A 26879-nucleotide genomic window follows, 5' to 3' on the forward strand; every position below is an offset into this window, starting at 1 on the left:
AAAGTTGGGAAGTTAGAAAATTAGAAGGTTTCCTCTGCTATAATGGCGACTTTAACGCCTTCCATCTCCTGTAGTTTCGTGGTGATCTCCTCCTGCAGTTTGCGGCGTACCTCCAGTGTGAGGCGGCAGTCGAGCTCAAACTGCTGGTCGCGCACGGGCAGGTCGTACTCTTTCACCAGGCTCATCACATCGTTCATCTGCGGGTAGGCGTAATGTGCCTGCAGCAGTATCGTTTCGTGCTTCTCTACGAAGGTGGCGCTGGCCAGGGCATCGGCAGTGGATACTTTGTAGGCGTTTATCAGGCCGCTGACGCCCAGCTTGGTGCCGCCGAAGTAACGCACTACTACCACCAGCACATTGCTAAGCCCGGCGGAGCGGATCTGGCCAAGTATAGGGTCGCCTGCGGAGTGGTTAGGCTCGCCGTCGTCGTTGGCGCGATAGCGGCTTTGGTCTGCCCCCAGGATGTAGGCATAGCAATGGTGGCGGGCATCATAGTATTTCTTCCGAAGCTCCGTCAGCACCTCTTTCACCTCCTCTTCCGAGTACACCGGGTAGGCCAGCGCAATAAACTTGCTGCCTTTCTCTTTGTATAAGCCCTCGGCGGGTTCTGCTATGGTTTTGTAAGTATCCTCCATGGTTGCTTCTGCTGATAGCAGTTCTGCAAGATAACCAAAGGCAGCCAAGGGTAAAAATTATACCGATCCTCTCTTAAATGACGTACATTTGCAACTGTACAAAATCTTATTCTTTTGCCGGCATCACCATACCTCATACCCTTGCACCATGTGGGCAGCCCCGAAACGGGCTACATCACCAGCACGCAGTTTGCCGGGAATATTCCGTTTGATATAAAGCGGGTGTTCTGGACACAGGCAACGCCGCCGGGGGTGGAGCGGGGGCACCATGCCAACATGGCTACCGAGGAGGTACTGGTTGCCCTGAGCGGAAGTATAAGCGTGCTGACCGACACCGGTCGCGAAAAGCAGAAGTTCGAGCTCACGCACCCGCAGCAGGGGCTCTACATACCGGCCATGTGCTGGACCGAGCTGCGCTTCTCGGAAGGTGCCACTGCCCTCTGCCTCACCTCCACCGACTTTAGCGAGGCCGACTATATTCGCAACTACGGCCGCTTTCTGCAGCTGGCAGAGCATGCGGCGTTGTAGAAGTATACTTGTTAATTGTCTGAATCAGGATTTGCAGGATGAGAGGATGCACAGGATTAAAAAAATGCACAAGTTGGACAGGTGGTGACCAGTCCCTACAAAGCTGTAACTCCTAAACTCTCTAACTTATAAACTCTCCCATGCAGCCATTGCCATACTTCCAGTTCAGAGATTTTCCGGCGGGCCTGGAGGCGCAGGTACAGCAGGCATTACAGGAGGCTGTGACCGGAAGGCAGTACGTGCTGGGGCCGCAGGTACAGGCCTTTGAGCGGGAGTTTGCTACCTACTTGGGAGCTGGCGCAGCGGTAGGCGTGGGCAATGGCTACGACGCCTTGGTCATTGCCTTGAGAGCGTTAGGAGTGGGAGCCGGAGATGAGGTGGTACTGCCGGTGCATACCTTTATCGCCACGGTAAACGCAGTGCTGCAGGTGGGGGCAAAGCCGGTGCTGGCCGAGCCGGATAAGTATACCTATAACCTCACCGCTGAAACTGCCGCCCGCTACATCACCCCCAAAACGAAGGCCATATTGGCCGTGCACCTCTACGGGCAGGTCTGCCCGATGGAAGAGTTGCAGGGGTTGTCACAATCCCAAAATATAAAGCTGCTGGAGGATGCCGCACAGGCACATGGTGCAACGTATAAAAACCAGCTGGCAGGAAGTATAGGCGATGCCGCAGCGTTCAGCTTTTACCCTACCAAAAACCTGGGCGCCTTAGGCGATGCCGGTGCCGTGGTGACTTCTGATAATGCTGTGGAAGCCTTTGCCAGAAAGTATAGGAATTATGGTGAGAGCCAAAAGTATACTTCGGAGCAGGTAGGTATAAACTCGCGGCTGGATGAGCTGCAGGCGGCGGTGTTGCGGGTAAAGCTGCAGCACCTGGAGGCACTGAATACCGAGCGGAAGCGCCTGGCACACGTATACCTGCAGGAGTTGCAAAACACCGGTGACCTTATACTTCCGCAAACAGCACCCCACTGCGGGCATGTTTACCACATCTTCAACATCCGCACCAGGTATAGAAACGAGCTGCAGGCCTACCTGCAGGAGCAGGGCATAGGCACAGCCATTCATTACCCCATACCAATGCACCTGCAACCGGCTTATACTTTCTTGAGTCACAGAGCAGGTGATTTCCCGATAGCAGAGAAATTGGCTAGCACCAGCCTCAGTCTGCCGCTTTTTCCCGGCCTAACCGAGGCTGAGCAGCAGCGGGTGGTGGAGAAGGTAAAGGCGTTTTTCGGGCGGTAGTGATTATTGCTTGACTGCACCGAATCCAACCACCCCTGCCCCTCCTTAGCCAAGGAGGGGCAGGGGTGGTTGCTATAGTTGAAGTATAAATGCTATAGCCAATGTTCTCGCGTGGACAGGTAGCGGCCTGTCCCTACAAGTATAAACCCACCCCTAGCCCCTCCGAGGAGGGGAATTATCCGCAGGCGATTACATCCCCCTGCCCCCTTCAAAGGGGGACTTGGTTCAAGCTCCGTTAGCAGCAGCTATCGAAATGATACCCAGTCCTTGGGTTGAGCGCCTTCTATTGATGCGGTGCTGAGCTTGCTCAGCAGCCCGGAGCGGAGTGAGGAGCAGCTTCAATAGGCCGCGCGATGCCAAAGGACGAGCCCGCTCGGGCTGGAGAGCACCACAGTCGAAAATGAAACGAGTAGGGTGTAAAGCTGTGGATCAGCAGTAGCTAGCAAGGATAGCTTGGTTCATGTGGAAGGAAGCAGCAGCTAATAGAGGCAGCTAGTGAATTATAAAGTACAAACTGGCAAGTATAAGTATGGCTCTGCGAGCCACTCGGATTACACATCCGAGAGTATAACAAGGCACGGGTTGCAAACCCGCGCCAGCAAATGTATTCTGGAGGATGAACGGCAGCTAGCAAGTATAGCTTGTGCCAAACAGCAGGAAGCAGGGGCTAAGAAAAGGAACAAGCGGACGCTTGCGCCAGAAAAGTATAAAGTATAGCTAAAGTAAGATAGCTTTCCAAGCCAGTTGAGTTACAAATCCAACACCATAGTAGGACACAAGTATACATACTTGCGCCAGAAGTGTATGAAGTATAATCCCTATCTTCGCCCATGCCCCAACCGCTCGTCTCCATCATCTGCCTGTGCTATAACCATGAGCGCTTCCTGCGCGAAGCCTTGGATTCTGTTTTAGCGCAGACTTACCCGAACCTGGAGATCCTCATCGTAGACGACTGCAGCACCGACAACAGCGTCCGCATTATCCGCGAGTACGTGCGGGCGCACCCGCAGCTAAAGTTCATCAGCACGGGTCAGAACCAGGGCAACACCAAGGCCTTTAACATTGGCTGGCGCGCCAGTGCAGGCGAATTCATACTCGACTTTGCCACCGACGATGTGCTGCTGCCCGAGCGGGTGGCGCAGCAGGTAGCGCAGTTTCAGAGCCTGGGCCCGGAGTATGGGGTGGTATACAGTGATGCGGAGTATATCTCTGATGATTCTAAGCACTTGTACTACCACAGCCAGAAGTATAAAGCTGCCCCGGATGGTGATGTGTTTGCTGAGGTGCTGGAAAGATACTTTATCTGTCCGCCTACCATGCTCATCCGCCGTGAGGTGTTTGAGGAATTACACGGTTACGACGAAGGGTTAGCCTATGAAGACTTCGACTTCTGGGTGCGCTCCGCCCGGAAGTATAAGTATGCCTACCTGCCCGAAATAACCACCCAACGACGCCTGCACCATAGCTCCCTTTCTAGTGGATGGTATGGGAAAGGCAACCAATTGCTGGCTTCCACTGTTGTAGTATGCAAGAGAGCCGCAGAGCTGGTACAGACGGAGCACGAACGCAACGCACTGGCCGGGCGGCTGAAGTATGAGGCGCGGCATGCTTACCTGACCGGGAATTTTACCGAGGCGGAGCAGTTGCTGCAGCTACTGAAACAAACCACACGCACCCCATTTTTGTACCGGCTTATCGGGCATTTAAACAGGTGCAAAATCGACCTCGGTTTCCTCCGCAAGTACTACAACAGGCTACGGTATCGGCAGTAAATAGCACTGATTTGTTTACCTTCTCTTCAATTATCCGTAAGCTAGAGTTAAACCGGCTTTTAATGGATTTTTCGGTATAGTGAGCCCCTTAATCACCAAAATTAGGTGTTTCTGCAGCTAATTTGTCAGGGTTACGGGTCACTATCAATATTTTAATAGCTATATTTGGCATTCAATTAAACAACAGCAACATGATTACATCAGCACTCGCCTCCCGTGCAGAAGTTATAAAATGGATGGAAGACTTCGTGGGAGAAAAGATCTCCGAGTTTCTTAAAACCGTAGAAGATAGCTGGCAACCAGCCGACCTTTTACCGGACGCCACCGTTGATAACTTCTTTGATGAAGTAAAGGAATTGCGCGAGCGTGCCCGCGACTTGAGCTACGACCTGCTGGCCGTGCTGGTGGGCGACACCATTACAGAAGAGGCACTGCCTACCTATGAGAGCTGGCTGATGACGATAGAAGGCCTGCCGAAAGACCCGCAAGGCCCATGGATGAAGTGGAACCGCGCCTGGACGGCCGAGGAAAACCGCCATGGCGACGCCCTGAACCGTTACTTGTACCTGAGCGGGCGAATCAACATGCGTGAGATGGAGGCCTCTACGCAGTACCTGATCGCTGACGGATTTGACCTGCAGACAGATGATGACCCATACCGCTCGTTTGTTTATACTTCTTTCCAGGAGACAGCTACCAATATCTCGCACCGCCGCGTGGCCCAGATTGCCAAGAAGCAGGGCGATAACCAGTTGGCTAAACTGTGTGGCCACGTAGCAGCCGATGAGGCCCGCCACGCCAAGGCCTACAAAGCGTTCGTAAGCAAGATTTTTGAGGCCGACCCGAACGAGATGATGCTGGCCTTCGAAGACATGATGCGCAAGAAGATCGTGATGCCGGCTCATTATATGCGCGAACTGGGAGTAGACCTGGGTAAAACCTTCGGCCACTTTACAGATGCCGCGCAACGCATGGGCGTTTATACCTCGGCAGACTACACCGATATCCTGGACGGCCTGATCAAGGAATGGAAGATCGAAACGCTTACTGGCTTGGACGAGGCCGGCGAGCGTGCCCGTGACTATGTAATGGCCCTGCCAGCCCGCCTGAAGCGCGTGGCAGAACGCATGAAAGTGCCAGAGTTAGAATACAAGTTCCGCTGGATAGCGTAAGCAGCAGGAAATAAAGTATAAAGAAGGGCAGGTTGCAGCAGCAGCCTGCCCTTCTTTATGTTACCATCCCCCGGCCCCTTACTAAAAACAGGAAGGGGAGTTAAAGAATCTGCCGCAAGCGTCCGCTTGTGCCTCATAGCTGCATGTACGGAGGCACAAGCGGACGCTTGCGCCATGTATTATAGGGTGAAGGATACCGTGTACAGGGCCATCTTTTCTTTTACAAGTATAAATCCTCTACCACCGTATAAAACACTATGCAAGAACATTAGAGGGCGCTGCGTTGTTGAAGTATAAACCAGATAATGTATGGCTTTAGGATATCGATTCACAGATTATGTACCTCCGCAGGATGATAAGCCGGGCTTCGAGTCGCTGCTGAAGATCTTTATGCAGCTCGTGACCATTACCTCGGGCGATGTGGGGGAGGCGCTCAACTGGCTCAGTTCGCTGGACAAGCAGTATAACCTGACCGGCGACGAGTACGGCATCGGCGACTTTATAGAGGATCTGAAAAAGAAAGGTTACCTCGATGAAAACCCGCAGGAGCGGGGCGCTTTCCAGCTTACCGCCAAGAGTGAGCAAAGTATAAGAAGGAGTGCGCTGGAAGAGATCTTCGGCAAACTGAAGAAAGGCACCAAAGGCAGCCACGCCACGCCGCACACCGGCATCGGCGACGAAGCCAGCACCGACCGCCGCGAGTACCGCTTCGGCGACGCGCTGGAGCAGATCTCCATGACCGACTCGCTGCGCAACGCCCAGGTAAACCACGGCATCGGCGACCTGCGCCTGACCGAGCAGGACCTGGAGGTAACCGAAACAGAGCATAAAACGCAGGCCTCCACGGTGCTGATGATCGACATCTCGCACTCCATGATCCTGTATGGTGAAGACCGCATCACGCCTGCCAAAAAAGTAGCCATGGCGCTGGCCGAGCTCATCAAGCAAAAGTACCCGAAAGATACCCTGGACATACTGGTGTTTGGCAACGATGCCTGGCAGATAGAGGTAAAGGACCTGCCATACTTGGAGGTGGGGCCCTATCATACCAATACCGTAGCAGGACTGGAGCTGGCCATGGATATTCTCCGCAAGCGCAAAACGCCGAACAAGCAGATCTTCATGATCACCGACGGAAAGCCCACCTGCCTTAAGGAGGGGTTGCGCTACTATAAAAACAGCTTCGGGCTGGACCGGAAAGTGGTGAACAAAACGCTGAACCTGGCCGCCCAGTGCCGCCGCCTCAAGATCCCGATCACCACGTTTATGATCGCCTCAGACCCTTACCTGCAGCAATTCGTAGACGAGTTCACGAAGGTAAATAACGGGCAGGCCTATTACAGCAGCCTGAAAGGCCTTGGCCACCTGGTGTTCCGCGACTATGGCCGCAACCGCAAAAAGAGCTTTTAGAAATTATCCCTTGAGGACAAACAAGAGCGAGAGTTCGCCGTTTGCGAGCACCGCCCAATAAGGGTATTTCATTTAATGAGATGGAGAAAAAGGATCTTTGTCATTCTGTTAAGAAGTTTGGTTAAAGGGAGGTTAAGCTCAAACTACTAGCTACCAAGATTCTTCCAGGATGATAAAAAAGAAGTATGATTACACCCCTGTAGTCCCCTCAAGGGGAAAGCTGTTAGAATAATAGAATAAACCATCACAACCAATAAACTGGTTACTGATAATTGCTAACTGATAACTGCACAAATGAACTACAACGACATACCAGCCGATAAACTACAACAGATAAAAACACTGGGCCAGCTGAAGGCAGCCGGCTACGAGCCACAGTCGGTAAGGCAGGAACTGCGCCGCAACCTGATCAGAAGGCTGCAAAACAAGGAGGAGGTTTTCCCGGGCATCTGGGGGTACGAGGAAACCGTGATTCCGGACATGCAGCGGGCCATACTATCGATGCACCACATTAACCTGCTGGGTTTGCGCGGGCAGGCCAAAACCCGTATTGCGCGGCAGATGATCGACCTGCTGGACGAGTACATTCCGGTAGTGCAAGGCTCCGAGCTGAATGACGACCCGCTGCACCCGCTCTCGCGCTATGCCAAAGACCTGGTGCACGAGCACGGCGACGATACACCCATCAACTGGCTGCACCGGTCAGACCGCTATACCGAGAAACTGGCCACCCCTGACGTTTCGGTAGCCGACCTGATAGGAGATGCCGACCCGATAAAAGCGGCAACCTTGAAGCTTCCGTATTCTGACGAGCGCGTGATTCACTTCGGCTTGATCCCGCGTTCGCACCGCGGCATTTTTGTGATTAACGAGCTGCCGGATTTGCAGGCGCGCATACAAGTTGCCCTTTTTAACATTCTGCAGGAAGGGGATATTCAGATACGTGGGTTTAAGGTGCGCATGCCGCTTGATATCCAGTTTGTGTTCACGGCCAACCCGGAGGACTATACCAACCGCGGCTCCATTGTAACACCGCTCAAAGACAGGATCGACTCCCAGATCATCACGCACTACCCGAAGACCATCGAAACAGGTAAGAAGATCACGCAGCAGGAAGCGCGTGTGAAAGACGGGCAGGACGAACTGGTGCAGACCAACGATCTGATCGGAGACCTGATAGAGCAGGTGGCCTTTGAGGCCCGCGAAAGCGAGTACGTAGATCCTAAAAGTGGTGTGTCGGCCCGACTGACGATCTCAGCTTTTGAGAACCTGCTGAGTGCCGCCGAGCGTCGTGCGCTGCTGAATGGCGAGAGCGGAACCTACGTGCGCGTGGCAGATTTCCTGAATACCATACCATCGGTAACGGGTAAAGTGGAGCTGGTGTACGAGGGCGAGCAGGAGGGAGCCGGCCATGTGGCGCAGGTGCTGATGGGCAAGGCTATCCGCACGCAGTTCCTCAAATACTTTCCCGACCCCGACAAAGCCAAGAAAGCCAAAGAGGGCAATCCGTACAAGAAAGTAACCGACTGGTTTGGCGACGGCAACACGGTGGATATTTTGAATGATGCCTCTGCCGAGGAGTATAAAAAAGCGCTGCAAAGTATACCCGGCCTGGCCGAGCTGGTGGAAAAGCAGCAGCCCAAAGCCAAAGGCGAGGAGAAGCTGTTTATGATGGAGTTCGCCCTGCATGGCCTGGCTGAGCACAGCCAACTCAGCAAAAGCCGCCTCAGCACCGGGCTGCAGTTCAAGGACCTGCTCAGTGGCATGTTCACGATGCCCAGCTTTGGGGAAGAGGAGGATGAGGACGATGATCAGTTTTAGGAGTTTGAGAGTTTAGGAGTTAGAGAGTTTATTTACTCAAAGCGAAGGTGCAAGGTGTTTGTGCCTTCGCTTTTTTATTTATGGCTCAGAGGGAAGGAAGGTTAGTTTGATAGCAGGGCAGTGGCAATGCTTTCCCACTCTTGCTCCAGCGTTTGCTGCGGCCTCTTTCTTCCTGCGCGGCTGTACCAGTAGTCAGCGTTCCACGTGTCGCCCTCCTGGCGGTGCAGGTAAGCGTGTATCCAGGCGGCGTTTTTATCCGGCAGGTCCTGTATCAGTTCATGGGCCTTGTCCCAATCGCCTTTGGCTTCGTGCCACAGCGCCTGCAGGTATACCGAGGCTTCCGGTGGCGGAGTGGGAGCAGAGAGGCTGGCTTTGAAGGTGGTGAGGGTCATAACTACTTGTACTGCTACTCTAAAACGTTGCTACATTTTCTTTTACCCTAAAGTTAACTTTTGGGATTATACTTTCATCTACAACAAGAAGCATTAATCCCTCCAGAGTGTATCTTCTATAGAACTTCATAAAGGCCATAAATGCTATATATGTGGAGCATACTAGAGCTAAAAGAAGTATTGTCTTAGCACGACTAAGCACCTGGTGATGACTAAAATCCCTGGCTAGCTGAACAGCAAAAAGCCAAGAAAGTACATTGAATATCAAGCATGAGTTTCTGAGGAAGCCATATAATGCTACATAGTTCACCATTCTAAACTGATGCTGTTTTGCATTCTCAAAAGTGTAATGGGAGACTATTCTATGAAAGTCGTGCTTCTCAATATCGATGGCATTGTTGCCAGCCCGATCTGTTAAGCCAAGCTTGTCTGTCAGAGCGATCACTTTATAGAGTATGGCATCTCTTAGGAAAGGATCAATTGCCTTTCGATATAAAGTTTTGAAACCAAGAGATTGTCCTAATATAAAATCAAGAACAACGCATGGTAGCAGCAAGATTAATAAGATTGAACGCCAAAAATTGTATTTCCAATTTTTGAGAAAAGGTTTCTTCCAATAACTATGCCTCCTTCCTTCATCCTGATTATCCTGTTCTTTTCTAAGTAAATACTTTGAAGGGTAGGTATACATCCAATTTGCATAAGCTTCTATTGTGATGGAAGAAATGTAACTTAATAGATGGCCTAGTGAGTAGGCCGTGATTACAAAAACAAAAACGTTCTCTAGGTTAACTTTAGAAAATTTATCAATAAACAGATCAAGATTAAACTCCGCCGATTTGTCAATGTAGTTGATAGTTAAAACAGCATAGATTGCAAGTGCTCCCGGGATTAAATAACCTAAGAAGTCATAGAGAGAAAAAGGATTTTGTTTGTTCATATTTTGGAGGTTGGAACTTGAGCAGTTAAATATATTTTGGGATATACAGTTTCTTGAACTTGCCTCCAGCACGGCGATAACCTCCTTCTTCATAGCTTTTACTTCTACCAACACTTCAGAGTAGTAACTGAGCAAAGCACGCTTTAACTTGCTTTGAGCAAACGAGTCCTAAGTAGATTATACAAAGTACAATATAGTAAAATATAAATACTCTCAGCCGGCTAAAGTATAAAGCTGGCACAAAACCTAACCCTGCTAAACGAAGTAGCTTGGTGGTATGGGACACGTATCAGTTTGGCCAATACTGGTGTTGGCTTTGATTCATTTCTTTGGCAGCCGGCTGCGTTTTCTGGCAGGTGTGCCCCGCAGTGTCTGGCTATCCGGAGCGGGGGGCGTTTCAGTGGCTTATGTATTCATGCACCTGTTTCCTGAACTGCACAGGGGGCAGGAGCACCTTCAGGAGCATGTACCTTGGGTGGAAGAGTTTCTGGAGCACCATATTTACCTGGTGGCGCTCTTGGGCCTGATGGTATTCTATGGGTTAGAGCGGTCGGTTGTGTCGGAGAAGCGAAAGCAGGCGAAAGAGCAGCAGGAGCAAAAGTCCTCTCAGGGGGTATTTTGGCTACACATTGGCTCTTTTGCCTTGTACAATGCTATTATTGGCTACATCTTGTATCAACGGGAGGAGGATCCCACCGAAACAGCGTTGCTGTTTACCATTGCCATGGGGCTACACTTTCTGGTGAACGATTTTGGCCTGCTGGAGCACCATCGGAACAACTACAAAAAGTATGGACGTTGGGTACTGGTGCTGGCCTTGGTTGCGGGCTGGACGGTAGGCTACGTAAAGGAAGTCTCTGAAACAATTGTAGTAATACTGACAGCCTTTATTGGAGGTGGAGTGATCCTGAACGTACTGAAGGAGGAGTTGCCCGAAGAACGCAAAAGCCGTTACTGGGCTTTTGCGCTCGGGGCAGGTCTGTATACTATTTTACTGTTATCTCTGTAGGCGGGTGCAGCTGCCCCTCGGTGCGGGCCACCATCATCGATACGGTGGCGTCGCCGGTTACATTCACGGTGGTGCGCAGCATGTCCAGCAGCCTGTCCGGTGCAAGTATCAGGGCGATACCCTCTATCGGTATACCTGCCTGCTGCAGCACGATCACCAGCATCACAATGCCAGCGCCTGGTACGGCAGCGGCACCAATAGAGGCCAGCGTGGCGGTCATCACAATGCCCAGTTGCGCCGTCAGGCTCAGGTCTATGCCGTAGGCCTGGGCTATAAACACAGCCGCCACAGATTGGTAAAGGCTTGTTCCGTCCATGTTAACCGTAGCGCCGAGTGGCAGCACAAAGCTGGAGATCTCTTTATTGATACCCAGGTTCTTCTCGGCGCACTCCATGGTAACAGGGAGCGTGGCAGCGCTGGAGGAGGTAGAGAAAGCCAGCATCTGGGCCGGGAAGATTCCTTTCAGGAAATGCATATACTTTGTTTTGCCTACCGTCACGACCAGGGCAGGGTATACTATAAAGATCATCACTGCCAGGCCTATGGCTACCACAATGCAGTAATAGCCCAGCACGAGCAGCAGCTCCAGGGCCGCCCCCGGGTCGTTTCCGGCAAAGTCTACCACCAGGCCGGCCAGCAGCGCAAAAACGCCATAGGGTGCGGTCATCATGATGATATCCACGATCTTGAGGATGGCCATGTTCGCCCCTTCAAAGAAGTCATTCACGGGCTGTGCCTTGTCAGGAGGAATGAGGATCAGTGCAATACCAAAGAGCAGGGCAAAGAAGATAACCTGCAGCATGCTGCCGTTATCGGTCATGGAGCGGAAGATGTTGCTGGGCACAATGTCTACGAGTGGCTGCAGCGGCCCCTGCTGCTCCACAGCGGCGGCATCCGAGGACCTTGCGGTGGTGGTGGCGGCGAACTGCTCCTTAAACTCCTCGCGCTTCTCCGGCGAGAAGGCCTTACCTGGCTCAAACATGTTGACAAGTATAAGCCCCATGGTTACGGCCAGCACCGTGGTGGCCAGATAGATGCCGATGGTCTTGGTGCCGATGCGGGAGAGGCGGCTGATGTCGCTGAGGCTGGTAACTCCGGTGACAAGCGAGACGAGCACCAGCGGCACAGCGATGAGTTTAAGCAAGTTAATAAAGATGGTGCCAAAAGGGCTGATCCAATCTGTGGTAAAGCTGTTGAGGCCAAGGGTGCTGGACGACATGCCCCAGGCTATACCAAGTGCCATACCGATGAGGATTTGCCAGTGTAGAGCGAGTTTCTTCATACGTGGGTTTGCAGGCAGATGAAGGGTATGCACCTGCGTCTCTGTTATTTGTGTAAAGTAATTATGATGTTCTGCTGGTGTGGCATCCTCACTGCAGGGCAGGTAAAGTATCGTTTCTCTATTGAAGATGCCATACAGATGTTAGGTAAAAATAAGCATATTTATGCAGGATGCACGGGCTCGCTTTAAAAAATCAGGCTGCGGCACGCTGTTTTTAGGGATGCCGGCCTTGTTTTACCGCCTTGCTCTGGTGCAGCATAACGAAAAAAGCCGCCCCATACTTTGTAGGGGGCGGCTTCATACTTTAGCAGCGGCGCTGCGGGAGGTTTATTCCTCGTTCACCACGATTTTCTCGATGCGATCGTTCGCGCGGATCTGGTCGATCACGTCCACGCCTTCTACCACTTTGCCGAAGCAGGTGTGGTTACGGTCGAGGTGGGCGGTGTTTTTGCGGCTGTGGCAGATGAAGAACTGGGAGCCACCGGTGTTGCGGCCGGCATGGGCCATGCTCAGCACGCCACGGTCGTGGTACTGGTTCTCGCCTGTCAGCTCGCAGTCGATCTTGTAGCCCGGGCCACCGGTGCCTGGCACGCCCTTAGCGCCCTCGCGCGAGTTTGGGCAGCCCCCCTGTATTACGAAGTCAGGAATAACGCGGTGGAACGTAAGGCCGTCGTAGAAGCCGTCTTTTGCCAGCTTTACAAAGTTATCTACCGTTTTAGGAGCGTCTTTCTCATAAAACTCAACTTTCATTATACCCTTGCCAGTATGGATTTCTGCGGTTTTCATGTATGGTTCTGTTTGGTTTTAACAATTGGTACAGATAACAAAAGTACGAAAATTATAGTTTAAGAGAGCAATAAGCCAGGCTTTACGCGCCGGGCACCCTTAACAAGTATAATTCACGCGCAAGTATAAACAACACACTATGAAAACAATAACGAGAGCAGGGTACACGCTGGCCCTGTGCTGCAGCATGCTGTTAGGGAGCTGCGGCGGCACAAACGATGAGAACGCTGCCAATGAGATGCAGGACGAAACAGTGCCTAACCCTGGGGCAGAGGATGTTGAAGGAATGACCAACCCAAATACACCTGGCAAACAAGCCGGCGAAGGCGAATTAGACGAGGATGATGTAGATGCAGAAATGACTGGCCCCAGAATCGGTGGCAACGAGATGCTGCCGTCTCAAAAGATAGTGGAGAATATTTCCGCTAACAATGACCTGAGCGTGCTGATGGGGGCGTTACGGCAGGCCGGGCTGGTGAGAACGCTGAACGGAACGGGACCTTATACAGTGTTTGCTCCGAGGAACGGCGCTTTTGAGGACTTGCCAAACGGCACTTTGGAAGACCTGATGCAGCCCGAGAACAAGCAGCGCCTGGCCAACCTGCTGAACAATCACGTGGTGGCCGGCAAACTGACTGCCGCCGATCTGACAGACGGTACCACGCTCAAAACTGCCTCCGGCAAGCAGCTCTCCGTTACCCAAAAGGGCAACGAGGTGATGGTGAACGGAGCCAGGGTAGTGCAGGCAGACGTGGTGAGCAGCAACGGCGTGATCCATATTGTGGAGGACGTGCTGGCAACGGAGAAGTAAGCCTCCGCCAACAAGACAGAGAGGGCAGGCGCTTTCACGGAGCCTGCCCTTTTTATATGCTGGCGCGATGGTTAGAAAGGGTTGGTTGCCCACACGGTTAGCTCCGGCACAAAGCCACGGTTGTCCATCTGCAGGGCGCTCTTGATGGCCCAGGCAATTTCCTCGCTGCGCAGTTTGTTGGGCTGGTCGTCGCGCTCCTGGCGGTCTGGCTGGCCGAAGGCGGTGGTTACCTCGCTGGGGTTTACCAGCATCACGCGCACATTATACCGGCGCAGTTCAGCCTGCCAACTCTGTGTCATACTTCTAAGCGCTGCCTTCGATGATGCGTAAATTGAACCGCCCTCATACCCTTTGAGCGCTGCCGTGGAGCCGATGTTGATGATGTTGCCATAATTCTGCTTTTTAAAGATCTTTGCTGCTTTTGCCGCCATCATGGCCGCTCCGAACACGTTTACCCGGTATATGTGCTCGAAATCGTCCAGCGTCAGCTGATCTATGGCTTTAGAAAAGCCAATACCGGCATTGTTGATCAGCACATCCAACCGGCCGTATTCCTCCATAAATAGATGAAAAGTGCGCTTCACGTCCTCCGGGTTGGCCACATCGGCAGTGATGGGCATGGCCCCGAGGTCGCGGGCGGCTTTGTGGGTGCGTTTTTCGTCGCGGCCCGTAATGGCTACGTTGGCTCCGTTCCCGATGAGTAGTTTGGCTGTGGCGTAGCCGATACCCATGGTGCCGCCGGTGATCAGGATATTCGCGTTTTCGAGTTTCATAGTCTTGCGAGGATTAATGAGGAGAAGTATAGCCTGTGTAACGGAGCGGATAGGGATTGGTTGGAAGCTGGATAGGGCAGGAGGTTATCCAACCACCCCTGCCCCTCCTTGTTTAAGGAGGGGAGTTCTGTAGTTACTACAGTCTAGGTATAAGCGCTGTAGTTTTGGCTATTTAGGTAAACCCACCCCAACCCCTCCCAGGAGGGGAATTAGCAGACGATTATCATCTCTCTGCCCCTTTCAAGGGGAACTTGGCTGAAGCTCCGTCAGCAGTGGCTATCGAACTAGAACCCAGTCCTTGGGTTGAGCGCCTTCTAGATTTCCGGTTTCGCTTTAGCGAAATTGCGACAGCAAAGGAAATGTAGACAGCGCGATACCCGAAGACGAGCCCTCTCGGGCTGGAGAGCAGAAAGTATACTATGCAACTGTAGGCTTGTAAGACTGAGGATCAGCAGCGGCTAGATTAAAGTTGCTTGGTTCAAGCTACGGGAAGCAGTGGCAATAGAGAAAGCACGAGCTACAAGCTCGCGCTAGCGGGGGCTAGTAAGGATAGCTTGGTTCCAACTGCAGGAAGCTAGGACTAAAGGCAAGTACAAGCGGACGCTTGCGCCATAGATTAACCAATCCGGTGGCAAAAGAAAAAGCGTAACGAATTGCGCCCCTATAAGTGTGACTTTCTAAATTTTAACCTTCTAGCTCTCCAACTACTTCCGGTTATCGCCGCCATGGAGCATACTCAGGTAACTTTCGTAGCGGGTGAGGGAGATATCATTGTGGCGCACGGCCTCAATCACGGCGCAGCCAGGCTCGTTAAAGTGAGTGCAGTTGTTGAAGCGGCACTGGTTCAGGCGCTCGCGCATCTCCGGAAAGAAGTGGCTCAACTCCGCCGCCGGAATATCTACAATGCCTAGTTCCTTGATGCCGGGCGTATCGATAACAAACGTTTCGGGGTCGATCTCGAACATCTCGGCAAAGGTGGTGGTGTGCACGCCTTTGTCGGAGAAGCCGGATATCTCGGAGGTTTTCAGTTCCAGGTCGGGCACGATAAGGTTGATGAGCGAGGACTTGCCCACACCGGAGTGGCCGGAAAGGAGTGTGGTTTTGCCGTGCAGCAGCGCTTTCACCTCGTCTATGCCCTCGTTGTTATGGGCAGACACTGCCAGGCTCGGGTAGCCGATCTTCTCATACATGTGGCTGATCTGGCGCTGGTACTCCATAATGTCCTCGTCGTACAGGTCGGTTTTGTTGAAGATAAGCATGGCCGGAATATCGTAGGCCTCGGCCGTCACCAGAAAGCGATCGATAAAACCAAAGGAAGTGCGCGGCGATACCAGCGTCACGATGAGCATGGCCAAATCGAGGTTGGCAGCAATGATATGGGAGTAGGCTGTTTTGTGCGTGCTCTGGCGGATGATGTAGTTTTCACGCTCCGTAATCTTATGGATCACAGCCGTATCCTCGCCCGTTGTCTCTACGTCAAATTCTACGCGGTCGCCTACGGCCAGCGGGTTGCTCACCTTCAGGCCCTTTATCTTGAACTTGCCGCGTAGGCGTGCCCGGTGCAATTTACCTTCTTCGTCGCGCACCAGATACCATGATCCCGTCGATTTTACTACTACTCCTTTCATGCAGTTTATTTCAGCAGTTGCTTTACATCGGCCATGATGGCTGCCGTAGCGCCCGCCTGCTCTTGTACGTATTCTTTTTCTTTGTCAGTTATACTTTGGCGCAGCCCCGGAGTTGTATGCACCCGCTCGAAAGCCTCTAGCAGCTCCTCTGCGTTTTGCACCGGAAAAGCACAGCCCAGCGCTACCAGTTCTTTCGCCTCCTGAAACTTGTCATACTTCGGCCCGAAGAACAGCGGCAACCCGAACACAGCCGCCTCCAGGGTGTTGTGCAGCCCCTTGCCGAAGGCCCCGCCAATGTAGGCGTAGGTGCCATAGCTGTAGAGCGAGGAGAGCATGCCAATGTTATCGATCACCAGCACCTTATACTTGGCTGCATCTGCCTCAGAGGTCTGGGAGAAGCGCACGGTTCCTTCGCCGAAGGTCTGCATCACGGTATGTATACTCGCCTCGTTCACCTCGTGCGGCGCGATGATGAATTTTATACTTGCTTTATACTTTTGAATTAGCGGTAGCAGCACTTCCAAATCGGCAGGCCAGCTGCTGCCTACCATAAATACCTCTTGCCCGGCCGCGAAAGCCTCTACCAAAGGTATGGTTTTTACGCTTGTGGCCGTTTGCAGTACCCGGTCAAAGCGCGTGTCGCCGGCTATACTGGCGTTGCGGATGTTTATACGGTGTAGCAGCTCCAGCGAGGTTCGGTTTTGGGTGTAGAGGTGCGTGAAGCGGCGCAGGATATTGCGGTAAAAATCGCCGTAGCCTTTAAAGAAAACCTGCTCCTGCCGGAAAATAGCAGAGATGGAAAGCACTGGTATACTTCTGCGCTGCAGCTCCTGCAGGTAATAATGCCAGAACTCATACTTCACGAACACGGCCAGCCCGGGCTGGGTGATGTCCAGAAAGTGTTTGGCATTGGAGGCGCTATCCAACGGGAGGTAAAAGATGTAATCGGCACCCGCGTAATTTTTGCGCACCTCGTAGCCGGAAGGGGAGAAGAAGGTCAGCAGCACTTTATACGTTGGGAACGCCTCCCGAAACGCCTCAATCACCGGACGCCCCTGCTCAAACTCTCCTAGCGAGGCGCAGTGGAACCACACCAGCGGCGCCTGGTTCTGCTGCAGCGCTTGCTGCAGCTTCTCGAACTGCCCCTCGCGCCCCTGCCGCATCAGCTTCGCTTTCTCGTTAAAGGGGGCCGCCAGGGCAATGGCTGTACTGTAAGCCTTCAGGCCGATGTCGTAGAGTAACTTCAAGTTTTATACTTAGTTTACAAAGACCTCGCAGCGTGCGCAGCTCCTGCGAGTGTCTGGTTCTGGTGCAAATATAGCGCTTTGCGGAGGGATAGTTGGCAAAGGAGGTGCAGTTTGTGGATCGGGAGGCTTTGTGTACTTGGTGAGTTATAGTTAACAGCTATATTAGGTAGGATAAGCGTAGGTTGTTACGTTTAGCCGGTAGTTAGGCTACATTTCTAAAAATTAAACTCAATCCTTTTAAGTATTAAACTCAATACTTACCTTTGACGTTAGTAACGCAATAAGTAAGTATGATTGTATCCTTCGGGTCAAAAGAAACTGAAAAAATCTGGAATGGAGAAAGGGTAGCGAAGCTGCCTATGGAAATCCAGACAATTGGCAGACGTAAATTAAGGATGCTTCATAACTCTCAAGATATTGCTGACCTTCGGATTCCTCCCTCCAACAGATTAGAGAAGTTAGCAGGAAACCTGAAAGAGTTCTACAGTATCCGGATAAACAGCCAATGGAGAATTACTTTTCAGTGGAACAACGGCCAAGCATCAGAAGTAAAAATTATAGATTACCACTAAGAAGAAAAGAATGGAACGATTACCTAATATTCATCCAGGAGAAATACTGAAAGAAGAGTTTCTTGTTCCTTTAAACATCACGGCCTACAGGCTTTCAAAGGACATTGGTATACCTCAGACGAGAGTGTCTGAAATTTTGAAAGGAAACAGGCGCATTACAGCAGATACAGCCTTAAGATTAAGTTACTACTTTGGCAATTCCCCAAAATTCTGGCTCGGCCTCCAAGACGATTTTGATTTGGAAGAAGAAATGACCATTAAGCAAAAAGAGCTAGAAACGATAAAGCGCTTTGAGAAGAACGCAGCCTAACCCGGTTCAGCCTTTATGCTTGGCTCTGCCTCACCCACCGGCTGCACGAACACCGTTAGGCTCCATTAAAACAAATGAAGAAAGTAATAAAAGAAAGAGCTGAAGACCTGTGTGTTTATTGGTGGACAAACCATTACGATATCACCATTTCATCCTGTAAGTCGGATGTAGAGACTTCTATACAAGAGTTTTATCTGACTCAAGAGAAAATAGTGTTTCTACAATACTTAGAATCTGCTGTCAAGGAAGATAAATCTCAACACATCAAAACGTGTGATGACAGAAATTGTTTGATTGAGAAAGGGTTAGCAATAGCGCTTTATGTTATAGAAAATGAATTAAAAAATCTACAGGCTTTAGATGGAGAAACAAACAATACGCCTTCTGATATACAAGAAATCAAAAATAAGATTGATGTCATCATTAAAGAATTAAAAAAAGCAAATGTTGGGAATGAAATTCTTTTTGATGAATTGATTGAATTAAAGGATCTGAGCAAATCACTCAAAAAGAAAAACTGGACTGAAGTGGCGAAAGGTAAACTAATTGATTTGGCACTTAATAAAGTGATAGAAAAAGACACACTAGATTATATTATAAAAAATCTAACAGGAGATAATATAAATTTACTTAACTAAAATAACAGCACCTAACCACATCTATGAGATAGCTACGCCACCTTATAGACCACCACGTTCCACACCTCCATCACAAATCAACCAAATGGAATCAGCCTTCAAGATTTGGGAAACCAGCAGAAACTTATACTCGGGTTTTCTGGAGAAATATACTTTAGAGCAGCTCAACAAGGTGCCGGAGGGGTTTAGTAATAACCTGATCTGGAACATCGGGCACATTATTGTAGCACAGCAAGGCCTGGTTTATAAGTCGTCCGGCCTGCCCGGGTACGTACCCGACGAGCTGTTCGCGTTATACAAGCCAGGCACAAAGCCTACCGGCACTACTTCGGAGGAAGAGGTGGCGGAGTTAAAGGAGCTTTTGATCTCGTTGATAGCGCAAACGAAAGCAGACTACTATGCCGGTAAATTTGTGACGTATAATGCGCGTATGACAGGCACGGGCTTTCAGGTAGCCTCTTTAACAGACGCTATACAATTTAACAATTACCACGAAGCGCTCCACTTGGGGGTTATGATGAGCATCAGGAAATTTGTTTAAGGCCCTGAAGGAAAATGCCAGCCCCCTTCACCTCCGTCCCGTGCAGCCGCCAGCTGCCTTCTGTCGACACTGTTCTGCCAAACCTCCCGCAAATCCAAATTATAACAAATCCAATTTAAGGCCTTATTTTTGCACCGCAGAAAGCACCCTTAGCTAGTATAGAATTGAGTAAGAGCATAAAGCAGTACAGCGAGACCGATACGCTGCAGAAGGTTATTATCGGGAGGTACGAGAACTACAGTGAGGCGCCGGCCTATGTGGAGCTGGTGAACGAGGATCAGAAGAACGGGCTGCCACAAAAAGAGCAGCTGAAGGAGGAATTCGATACCTTCCGGCAAGTGCTGACGGAGGCCGGTGTGGAGGTGCTGGTGCCGGATTATGTGGGCAAGTTTGTGTACGACCAGCTCACGCCGCGCGACCTAGGCATGGTGATCGGGGAGAAGTTCCTGCTCTGCAACATGGTGAAGAAAAGCCGCCGCTACGAGAGCGCCGGTATTTTCCGCTACCTGCACGATATTCCCGGCCACGAAGCCAACATCATCATACCGGACTCACCCACCTGCTTTATAGAGGGAGGCGACATATTGGTAGACAAAGGGAACATCTTTGTGGCTGTGTCGCAGCGCACCAACCCGGAAGGCGTGGCTTTTCTGGAGGAGCAGTTTGGCGATGCATTCAATGTGGTGCCGATTGAGGCGCGAACCTTGGCAGAAGGCGAGAACGTGCTGCACCTGGATTGCATGTTTAACCCCGTAGGAGGCAAGGCAGCGCTTATCTATGAGGAAGGCTTCAAGCATGTTCCACGTGAGATCCTCGATAACTACGACCTGATCCGGGTGAACAAGGAGCAGCAGCGGGAGCTGGCCACCAATATCCTTTCCCTGTCGCAGGACCGGATCATCAGCCGCGACCACCCACTGTGCAAGCCTATTAACGAGGAGATCCGGAAGGCGGGTATAGAGGTAACGGAGATAACGTTTGATGCGGCCCCGGCCACGGGTGGCTCATTCAGGTGTTGCAGTCTGCCTTTAAGAAGAGGCTAGCAAGAGCATAAAATTGGGGCCAGTGGAAGCCTAAACAAAAGCAATTTTGATTAGCTTAAGGTTTCAAAGTATAAGAACCTCATGCCGCTCCATATTCGCCCTATTCAAGCATCCGACAACGAGCCACTGGCAACGCTGATCCGCGCTGTTTTCCGCGAGTTTAAGATCGACAAACCCGGCACGGTATACACCGATCCTACTACCGATGCTTTGTACCAGCTGTTCCAGCACCCTGGCAGCACCTATTTTGTTGCGGAAGAAAATGGTGTGCTAGTAGGCGGTTGCGGCGTTTATCCGACAGAAGGCTTGCCGGAGGGCTGTGCAGAGTTGGTTAAGTTTTACCTCACTGCCGAGGCCCGAGGCAAGGGCATTGGCAACAAACTGATGCAGCAAAGTATAGCAGCAGCCAGGGCACTGGGCTATAAACAGCTATACTTGGAGTCGTTCCCAGAGCTTGCGAAAGCCGTATCAATGTATGAAAAAGCAGGATTCGAGCCTTTGCCGCACGCACTGGGCAACTCCGGCCACTATGCCTGCACCATCTGGATGTTGAAAGATCTATGAGTATAGAACGCGCCTATAACCGTTGGGCTCCGCAGTACGACACCAACAAGAACCGCACCCGCGACCTGGAGGCCGTGGCCTTGCGCGCTACGCTGAAAAGTATAACTTTCGAGCGATGCCTGGAGATCGGTTGCGGCACGGGTAAAAATACGGAGTGGTTGGTGCGCCGGGTCATGCACGTAACGGCCGTGGACCTGTCGGAGGAGATGCTGGAGCGGGCCAGGAAGAAGGTAAGCTCCAACAAGGCAGAGTTTATACTTGCCGATATTACCCAAAGCTGGAGTTTTGCCACGCAACCATACGACCTGGTCAGCTTTAGCCTGGTGCTGGAGCACATCGCGGACCTGGAGTATATTTTTAAGCAGGCGGCCCTTGCGCTGAACCACGGCGGGCACGTGTATATCGGCGAGCTGCACCCTTTTAAGCAGTACAGCGGTACCAAGGCCCGCTTCGATACCGAGGAGGGAAGGCAGGAAGTGGAGTGCTACACCCATCATGTGTCGGATTTTGTGCAAGCCGCCCGGCAGAATGGCCTCCGGCTGGTAGACCTGAACGAGTACTTCGACGACAACGACCGCACGACTATTCCCCGCATCCTGACGATATTCTTGCAGAAAGTATAGAAAGCTTTACTTTTATACTTTCAGGATCAATCATACATGAAGATACTTTTAGTTGTAGGGGCGGGCAGCTTTATAGGCGGTGTGCTGCGTTACCTGCTCACCTTGTTTATTCAATCTCGTGCTACTGTTGCTTTTCCGTTTGGCACGTTGGGAGTCAACCTTATCGGCTGCTTTTTAATGGGGCTGGTCTTTGAGCTGATCGCCAAGGGGGATATGCCTGGGGAGTGGCGCCCTTTTTTGGCTACAGGTATACTTGGGGGCTTCACTACGTTTTCTGCTTTCTCGCTGGAGTCGGTTAGCCTGTTGCAGGCAGAGCAGTACGGGCAGGCTATACTTTACATCCTGGCCAGCGTGGTGCTGGGCCTGCTGGCTACCTTTGCCGGTATGTGGCTGGTAAAGCTGGTGTAACAGATCAGCCTAGCAACCCTTCCATACTTCTAAACACCGTCACCATCGCCCGTCCTCTTTCCGACAAAGTATACTCTATGTGCAGGGGCTTCTCCTGTACCACGGTCTTCACGAGGATGTCCGCCTCCTCCATCTCCTTGAGCGCCGTGGCCACCGACTGCTTGTTGGAGCCCGGCAGCTGACGCAGCAAAGAATTAAACCGCACCGGTCCATCCAGCGCCAGCCTGAAAATCTCGGGCTTCCATTTGCCTGCTAACTGCTTTAAAATTTCTGTGGCGGGGCAGCACGCCTCCTCCCTGTGTATATTATTGGTAGTCATGTTTTTTTGACTAATTGACTCTCCTGAAGTATAGCCTGACCTTTGTAAAAGAAATTCAGTACGGCCGGTTGGCTACTAGCTAACCGGCCAACTTTTACAAAGTTTAACGCAAAATAGAAGACCATGGAGATAAAACCAATGATGCACTGCGATATGGAAACTGGTGTGTGTGAAATACCGGCAACACAGGTAACCACAGAAGCTACTAATATTGCCGCAGCACAGAAGCCGATCAAGCTACTATACTTTACCGACCCGATCTGCTCTTCGTGCTGGGGCATCGACCCGCAGCTAAAGAAACTGGCGTTGGAGTACGGACCATACTTCGAGGTCGAGTACCGCATGGGCGGACTGCTGCCGAGCTGGGAAACCTACGGTGGCCGCGACGTGAACGGCCCAGCCAGCGTGGCCCAGCACTGGGAAGAGGCCGGTGCCCATTATGAGATGCCCATAGACGGCGACCTGTGGCTGGAAGACCCATTGCCATCCTCTTACCCGCCTTCCATCGCCTTTAAGGCGGCCCAATTGCAGGGCGAAGAGAAAGCCGCAGCGTTCCTGCGAAGGATAAAGGAGATGATCTTCCTGGAGAAGAAAAACATTGCCCGCTGGGAGAATCTGGCGCTCGCCGCCGAACAAACCGGTCTGGATGTAGCACAGTTTGAGGCAGATTTTGAGGGCAAGGCCGTGGAGTTGTTCCAGCAGGACCTGGCGCTGGCGCGCCAGCTGGGCGTGCGGGGCTTCCCGACTATCTTTGTGACAGACGAGAACGATAAGCGTGTGCTGGTATACGGCTCCCGCCCTTACGAGCAGTATGAGCAGGCGCTGCTGCAGCTGCACCCGGAGGTAAAGAAGCAGGTGTACGAAACTGCCTTTACATCCCTTTTCGCCAAGTATAGCACGCTTACATCTAAGGAGTTTTCGGTAATTTCCGGAATGAAAACCGGTGAGGCGGAAGCTTACCTGCGGGCTTTGCACACACAAGGCCAGATCGGGAAGTATGCTTCCAAGAACGGTGCCCTGTGGATAAAGCAGTAAGCTGGCAAGTATAAAGCTTAGACTGTAAGTATCCCTATGGCGCGAGCGTCCACGCTCGTGACTGGTTATGGCATGGGCCTCCAGCCCAGTCGGATTACAAATCCGACGAGATAATAAGACATGGGTTACAAACCCGCGCCAGCAAAAGAGAAGTCCCGGCAGCTGCCATCTGATTCCCCTCCTCGGAGGGGTAGGGGTGGGTTTATTCTCTGCTCTTCGGGATTTGCAATCCCGAAGTTCCTGTTATGAGGATTTGCAATCCGACTCTTTTTACTTTTAGCCCCAGTCTGATGGCTGACAAAGTATAAAACCGGATTATAAATCCTGATAATAACTTACTTTCGGATTGCAAATCCGAAAGAGCGGAGGTAACCCTGTCATTCTGTTAAGAAACTTGGTAGAAATAGAGAGCCCCTTCCCCCGGGAAGTTATGCTTATGCTACCTGCCACTAAGATCCTTTCAGGATGACAAAAAAGGATGACTTTACAGCCTGCTTCCATGGGAAGAGTGGGTTTACACCTGAGCAGGACTAGTGACTCGAAACTTATAGTATAAAACAAAAAGCCCCGACAAGTGCCGGGGCTTTTCTATCAATAAGCTACTTAATAATGCTTAGTGCTTTGCAAGGTAGTTTGATACGCCTTCTTTCGTGGCCTGCATCGCCTCTTTGCCTTCAGACCAGTTGGCTGGGCAAACTTCGCCTTTCTCTTCGAAATACTGCAGGGCGTCTACCATACGCAGGGCCTCGTCGATAGAGCGGCCAAGCGGCAGGTCATTAACAACCTGGTGACGAACTACACCTTCTTTGTCGATCAGGAACAGGCCGCGGTAAGCAACCGGCTCGCCAACAAAAGTTACTTCACCTTCTTCATTGTAGTCGTAGTGACCAGCCAATACGTCATAGTTCTGCGCGATAGTCTTAGACGCATCTGCTACAAGTGGGTAGTTCACACCCTCGATACCACCCTGCTCACGCGGAGTGTTCAGCCATGCGAAGTGAGAGAAGTGCGTGTCGGTAGAGCAACCTACTACAGCTACACCTTTGCGCTCAAACTCTTCCATTCTGTCCTGGAAGGCGATGATCTCAGTTGGGCACACAAACGTGAAGTCCATTGGGTAGAAGTAGAAAACTACGTGCTTCTTGCCAATGTACTGCTCCAGTGAAAAGTTCTCAACGAATTCGCCGTTCTCTACGGCTGTTGCTTTAAAAGAAGGTGCTTTTTTACCTACTAAAACTGCCATGTGTTATTTGTTTTTGGGTTATTGAAAAATCTATTTAGAAACTCGTGTAATGCTTATTTGTTTGTCGGGCTCCACTTTATTGCCTGTCAGCTGCACCGAGAACCCTTTTATCTCGAAGTTCTCCAGCTTTCGTTTACTAAAGAACTCTGTTAGCAGAGCCTCCAGCTCCTCATCCTCAAAATCAACGATTTCTTTTGTTTTGCTGCAAAAGATGTGGTTGTGCACGTGTGTGTTGGCATCGTAGCGCTTACCGCCTTCCTCAGAGAGGGCACGCTTGATCAGGCCTGTTTCTACAAACGTATCGAGCGTTTTGTAAACCGTGCCAAGCGATATACTTGGGTTTGCCGGTTTCAGGCGCTGGAACACATCCTCGGCGGTGGGGTGGTGCCCATGCAGCTCCATTACCGACTCGAACACAACAATGCGCTGGTGTGTGGCTTTCAGGCCACCCTCCGTCAGGCGCTGTCGTAATTCGTCTCGTGTCAGGTTTTGCTGCATATAAGTAAGAATTATTCCTAACTAGGAAATATTCCTGCAAAGGTAAGGCTTATAGTTAAGAGTTAAAAGCTGAGGAAGTTAAAAAATTAGAAAGTCTTCTTGATCATAAAACAAGTTGAGCGATAGCGCAGCCCATGACTACGTATGGCAGCAGTGCAGAAACGGCATAGACGTTGGTGTATACTTTAAAAGCTGGCGAAGTATAACTTGTTGGGGATAACCCTAACAAGGGTGGGAAAATGTGGCCGAAGTATACCAACTTCTGTTCTGGGTTTGCAATCCGCCCGCTTACATGAGCGAAACATTTCCTCTGCGGATTACAAAATAAATAGTTCTACACTTCCGGATTACAAACTAGGAGTGTTCGGAAGTTGTTTACGTTTTCATATTGGCAAAGACAATCTCTGGTTTTCCTCCTGCTATGACGATAAGCAAGGCCGTGATACGTTCATCAAGCTCCATGGCAAATCTTCTTTTGGCGGTTTTGTATCCCAGCTCATTTACTTTCCTGTAGACCAACAGCATCATGGCCAGTATCAGCGTCATGTAAAGGATGATTTTGATACCGTTGAGGCTGACCGTGAGCAGATGGGAGAGGTTGAGCTCCTGCTTGAGAAAGCGGAAGAAGACCTCTATGTCCCAGCGCCTGCGGTAGAGCCTGGCAATGGCCTTAGCCGATACGTCAAAGCGGTTGGTGAGCAAGGGAATCACTTTGCCTTTGTCGGTCACAGCTTTGATGAGGCGAAAAGGCACCTCGACCTGCTTGCCATGGGAGTAGAGCCAACACAACTCATCGCTGAGGATGCGCACGTTGCCTACCCGCTCTCCAGCCGCCGTCGAGAAACAAGTGCCGGTTTGGCAGCGGGCATTCTTCTTGAGCCGGGTGATAAACCAAAGCTGCTTTGCATCTATCCGGCAAAAGCTCCTGCGCTGCTGCACGCCCCTGTCGAAGACAACCACGTTGTCCTCGGCTGCTACCTGGCCCAGGATAAGCCTGGCAATGGTCTTGTCCTCGCTCAACTCGGATTGTTTGGAAAACAGCTCCACGGAGGAGGGAAACAGGTCCTGCAGGGCCAGCGTGTACTTGATCTGTTTTTTGCCGTCCTTCTTGCGCCCCACACGCATACCGGCCTCCAATTTGTTGGCCTGCTCGCAAACCATGGTCGAGTCAACCCGGGTAATGGAGTGGCCTGCTGCCTGCTGCTCCCCGTAGTGGCGCGAGAAGAGGTGATAGACCTGCTGATAGGCCTGCTCAAAAAAGCTCACTGGCATGGTGGCCAGCCTGTCGGAGAGGGAGCTGTGGCTGATCTGGGAAGAGGCATCGAGCTTGGCAAACGCCCGGAACTTGGCTGTGTTGAAATAATCTGCTAGGCTCCGCTGCCCTATTCTCTCATCACTTATCAGACCGTAGAGCAGCAGGTAAAACATGCTGCGCCCATACAACTTATGCACCTTGTAATCAACTCTCGTCTGATGGGCAAGAGCAGAAAAGCTCTCCTCGGGAATATACTGCAGTAAGGATTCCACACTTACTTTGGTAGAGGATATAATAGCGGCCATAACTTTTATGCATTATCCTTTCTTTTACGATTCCATAACTCTTCCGAACACTCCTAATTACAAACCCGA

The 26879-nt window shown here is 51.3% G+C and carries 30 protein-coding genes; 18 read left to right on the forward strand and 12 right to left on the reverse strand.

The window, feature by feature from the left end:
* Nucleotides 1–20 precede the first annotated feature (20 nt).
* Nucleotides 21–635, reverse strand: coding sequence for an IMPACT family protein (locus tag OH144_RS00240; protein WP_266204285.1), 615 nt, complete (start codon nt 633–635; stop codon nt 21–23).
* Nucleotides 636–749: 114 nt separating this feature from the next.
* On the opposite strand from OH144_RS00240, the gene OH144_RS00245 reads away from it, so the two are divergent.
* The 7 genes from OH144_RS00245 (at nt 750) to OH144_RS00275 (ending at nt 8588) form a co-directional block, all read left to right on the forward strand.
* On the forward strand, nt 750–1163 hold the full coding sequence (locus tag OH144_RS00245) for a sugar 3,4-ketoisomerase (RefSeq protein ID WP_266204286.1): 414 nt from the start codon (nt 750–752) through the stop codon (nt 1161–1163).
* A 140-nt stretch (nt 1164–1303) separates the two neighbouring features.
* Nucleotides 1304–2413 carry a DegT/DnrJ/EryC1/StrS family aminotransferase gene (locus OH144_RS00250; RefSeq protein ID WP_266204287.1) on the forward strand — a complete coding sequence of 370 codons (1110 nt, stop codon included), beginning with the start codon at nt 1304–1306 and terminating at the stop codon, nt 2411–2413.
* Nucleotides 2414–2908: 495 nt separating this feature from the next.
* Complete coding sequence (locus OH144_RS00255; RefSeq protein ID WP_266204288.1) at nt 2909–3130, forward strand: hypothetical protein; 222 nt, start codon at nt 2909–2911, stop codon at nt 3128–3130.
* A 113-nt stretch (nt 3131–3243) separates the two neighbouring features.
* On the forward strand, nt 3244–4185 hold the full coding sequence (locus tag OH144_RS00260) for a glycosyltransferase (RefSeq protein WP_266204289.1): 942 nt from the start codon (nt 3244–3246) through the stop codon (nt 4183–4185).
* 191 nt (nt 4186–4376) lie between these two features.
* On the forward strand, nt 4377–5357 hold the full coding sequence (locus OH144_RS00265; RefSeq protein ID WP_266204290.1) for an acyl-ACP desaturase: 981 nt from the start codon (nt 4377–4379) through the stop codon (nt 5355–5357).
* A gap of 309 nt (nt 5358–5666) precedes the next feature.
* The gene (locus tag OH144_RS00270; protein ID WP_266204291.1) at nt 5667–6767 is read left to right on the forward strand and encodes a vWA domain-containing protein; all 1101 of its coding nucleotides are present in this window, start codon (nt 5667–5669) and stop codon (nt 6765–6767) included.
* Nucleotides 6768–7061: 294 nt separating this feature from the next.
* Nucleotides 7062–8588 (forward strand): sigma 54-interacting transcriptional regulator, encoded by a 1527-nt coding sequence (locus OH144_RS00275; protein ID WP_266204292.1) that lies wholly within the window; start codon nt 7062–7064, stop codon nt 8586–8588.
* Nucleotides 8589–8689: 101 nt separating this feature from the next.
* Here the strand turns inward: OH144_RS00275 and OH144_RS00280 are convergent, their stop codons facing one another.
* Together OH144_RS00280 and OH144_RS00285 are read right to left on the reverse strand one after the other, a co-directional pair.
* Complete coding sequence (locus OH144_RS00280; RefSeq protein ID WP_266204293.1) at nt 8690–8980, reverse strand: hypothetical protein; 291 nt, start codon at nt 8978–8980, stop codon at nt 8690–8692.
* 19 nt (nt 8981–8999) lie between these two features.
* The gene (locus OH144_RS00285; RefSeq protein WP_266204294.1) at nt 9000–10013 is read right to left on the reverse strand and encodes a hypothetical protein; all 1014 of its coding nucleotides are present in this window, start codon (nt 10011–10013) and stop codon (nt 9000–9002) included.
* Between the two features lie 184 nt (nt 10014–10197).
* On the opposite strand from OH144_RS00285, the gene OH144_RS00290 reads away from it, so the two are divergent.
* Nucleotides 10198–10929, forward strand: coding sequence for a hypothetical protein (locus OH144_RS00290; protein WP_266204295.1), 732 nt, complete (start codon nt 10198–10200; stop codon nt 10927–10929).
* On the opposite strand, the gene OH144_RS00295 is transcribed toward OH144_RS00290, so the two are convergent.
* Together OH144_RS00295 and OH144_RS00300 are read right to left on the reverse strand one after the other, a co-directional pair.
* The gene (locus OH144_RS00295) at nt 10907–12211 is read right to left on the reverse strand and encodes a dicarboxylate/amino acid:cation symporter (protein WP_266204296.1); all 1305 of its coding nucleotides are present in this window, start codon (nt 12209–12211) and stop codon (nt 10907–10909) included. The two genes, OH144_RS00290 and OH144_RS00295, sit on opposite strands and share 23 nt — an antisense overlap.
* 327 nt (nt 12212–12538) lie before the next feature.
* Entirely contained in the window at nt 12539–12997 is a 459-nt protein-coding gene (locus OH144_RS00300; RefSeq protein WP_266204297.1) for a peptidylprolyl isomerase, read from the reverse strand.
* A gap of 139 nt (nt 12998–13136) precedes the next feature.
* Here OH144_RS00300 and OH144_RS00305 point away from each other — a divergent pair, with 139 nt between their 5' ends.
* Nucleotides 13137–13808, forward strand: a complete 672-nt coding sequence (locus tag OH144_RS00305) for a fasciclin domain-containing protein (RefSeq protein ID WP_266204298.1) — start codon at nt 13137–13139, stop codon at nt 13806–13808.
* 71 nt (nt 13809–13879) lie between these two features.
* On the opposite strand, the gene OH144_RS00310 is transcribed toward OH144_RS00305, so the two are convergent.
* The 3 genes from OH144_RS00310 to OH144_RS00320 form a co-directional block, all read right to left on the reverse strand.
* Nucleotides 13880–14581 carry an SDR family oxidoreductase gene (locus tag OH144_RS00310; protein WP_266204299.1) on the reverse strand — a complete coding sequence of 234 codons (702 nt, stop codon included), beginning with the start codon at nt 14579–14581 and terminating at the stop codon, nt 13880–13882.
* 704 nt (nt 14582–15285) lie between these two features.
* Nucleotides 15286–16209 (reverse strand): ribosome small subunit-dependent GTPase A, encoded by a 924-nt coding sequence (gene rsgA, locus OH144_RS00315; protein WP_266204300.1) that lies wholly within the window; start codon nt 16207–16209, stop codon nt 15286–15288.
* Between the two features lie 5 nt (nt 16210–16214).
* Entirely contained in the window at nt 16215–17456 is a 1242-nt protein-coding gene (locus OH144_RS00320) for a 3-deoxy-D-manno-octulosonic acid transferase (RefSeq protein ID WP_266204301.1), read from the reverse strand.
* A gap of 290 nt (nt 17457–17746) precedes the next feature.
* Here OH144_RS00320 and OH144_RS00325 point away from each other — a divergent pair, with 290 nt between their 5' ends.
* From OH144_RS00325 to crcB, 8 genes are all read left to right on the forward strand, one after another.
* The gene (locus tag OH144_RS00325) at nt 17747–18028 is read left to right on the forward strand and encodes a type II toxin-antitoxin system RelE/ParE family toxin (protein WP_266204302.1); all 282 of its coding nucleotides are present in this window, start codon (nt 17747–17749) and stop codon (nt 18026–18028) included.
* A gap of 10 nt (nt 18029–18038) precedes the next feature.
* Nucleotides 18039–18338, forward strand: a complete 300-nt coding sequence (locus OH144_RS00330) for a HigA family addiction module antitoxin (protein ID WP_266204303.1) — start codon at nt 18039–18041, stop codon at nt 18336–18338.
* Nucleotides 18339–18412: 74 nt separating this feature from the next.
* Nucleotides 18413–18976 carry a hypothetical protein gene (locus OH144_RS00335; RefSeq protein WP_266204304.1) on the forward strand — a complete coding sequence of 188 codons (564 nt, stop codon included), beginning with the start codon at nt 18413–18415 and terminating at the stop codon, nt 18974–18976.
* A gap of 85 nt (nt 18977–19061) precedes the next feature.
* Entirely contained in the window at nt 19062–19517 is a 456-nt protein-coding gene (locus OH144_RS00340) for a DinB family protein (RefSeq protein WP_266204305.1), read from the forward strand.
* Between the two features lie 164 nt (nt 19518–19681).
* A complete protein-coding gene (locus tag OH144_RS00345) occupies nt 19682–20560 on the forward strand; it encodes a dimethylarginine dimethylaminohydrolase family protein (RefSeq protein ID WP_266204306.1) in 879 nt (292 codons plus the stop codon).
* An 81-nt stretch (nt 20561–20641) separates the two neighbouring features.
* Nucleotides 20642–21124 carry a GNAT family N-acetyltransferase gene (locus tag OH144_RS00350; RefSeq protein ID WP_266204307.1) on the forward strand — a complete coding sequence of 161 codons (483 nt, stop codon included), beginning with the start codon at nt 20642–20644 and terminating at the stop codon, nt 21122–21124.
* The gene (locus OH144_RS00355) at nt 21121–21747 is read left to right on the forward strand and encodes a class I SAM-dependent methyltransferase (protein ID WP_266204308.1); all 627 of its coding nucleotides are present in this window, start codon (nt 21121–21123) and stop codon (nt 21745–21747) included. The genes OH144_RS00350 and OH144_RS00355 overlap by 4 nt, the downstream gene beginning before the upstream one ends.
* Nucleotides 21748–21783: 36 nt before the next feature.
* Nucleotides 21784–22155 carry a fluoride efflux transporter CrcB gene (gene crcB, locus OH144_RS00360; RefSeq protein WP_266204309.1) on the forward strand — a complete coding sequence of 124 codons (372 nt, stop codon included), beginning with the start codon at nt 21784–21786 and terminating at the stop codon, nt 22153–22155.
* A gap of 4 nt (nt 22156–22159) precedes the next feature.
* Here crcB and OH144_RS00365 read toward each other — a convergent pair whose 3' ends face one another.
* Entirely contained in the window at nt 22160–22474 is a 315-nt protein-coding gene (locus OH144_RS00365) for a winged helix-turn-helix transcriptional regulator (RefSeq protein ID WP_266204310.1), read from the reverse strand.
* A 123-nt stretch (nt 22475–22597) separates the two neighbouring features.
* Here OH144_RS00365 and OH144_RS00370 point away from each other — a divergent pair, with 123 nt between their 5' ends.
* The gene (locus tag OH144_RS00370) at nt 22598–23509 is read left to right on the forward strand and encodes a ClpXP adapter SpxH family protein (protein WP_266204311.1); all 912 of its coding nucleotides are present in this window, start codon (nt 22598–22600) and stop codon (nt 23507–23509) included.
* A gap of 613 nt (nt 23510–24122) precedes the next feature.
* On the opposite strand, the gene OH144_RS00375 is transcribed toward OH144_RS00370, so the two are convergent.
* The 3 genes from OH144_RS00375 to OH144_RS00385 all read right to left on the reverse strand — a co-directional run bounded on the left by OH144_RS00375 (nt 24123) and on the right by OH144_RS00385 (nt 26810).
* Nucleotides 24123–24752, reverse strand: a complete 630-nt coding sequence (locus tag OH144_RS00375; protein ID WP_266204312.1) for a peroxiredoxin — start codon at nt 24750–24752, stop codon at nt 24123–24125.
* A gap of 30 nt (nt 24753–24782) precedes the next feature.
* The gene (locus tag OH144_RS00380) at nt 24783–25250 is read right to left on the reverse strand and encodes a Fur family transcriptional regulator (RefSeq protein WP_266204313.1); all 468 of its coding nucleotides are present in this window, start codon (nt 25248–25250) and stop codon (nt 24783–24785) included.
* 375 nt (nt 25251–25625) lie between these two features.
* The gene (locus tag OH144_RS00385; protein WP_266203304.1) at nt 25626–26810 is read right to left on the reverse strand and encodes an IS4 family transposase; all 1185 of its coding nucleotides are present in this window, start codon (nt 26808–26810) and stop codon (nt 25626–25628) included.
* Nucleotides 26811–26879: the final 69 nt, after the last annotated feature.

The organism is Pontibacter kalidii (genome assembly GCF_026278245.1).
GTDB lineage: Bacteria > Bacteroidota > Bacteroidia > Cytophagales > Hymenobacteraceae > Pontibacter > Pontibacter kalidii.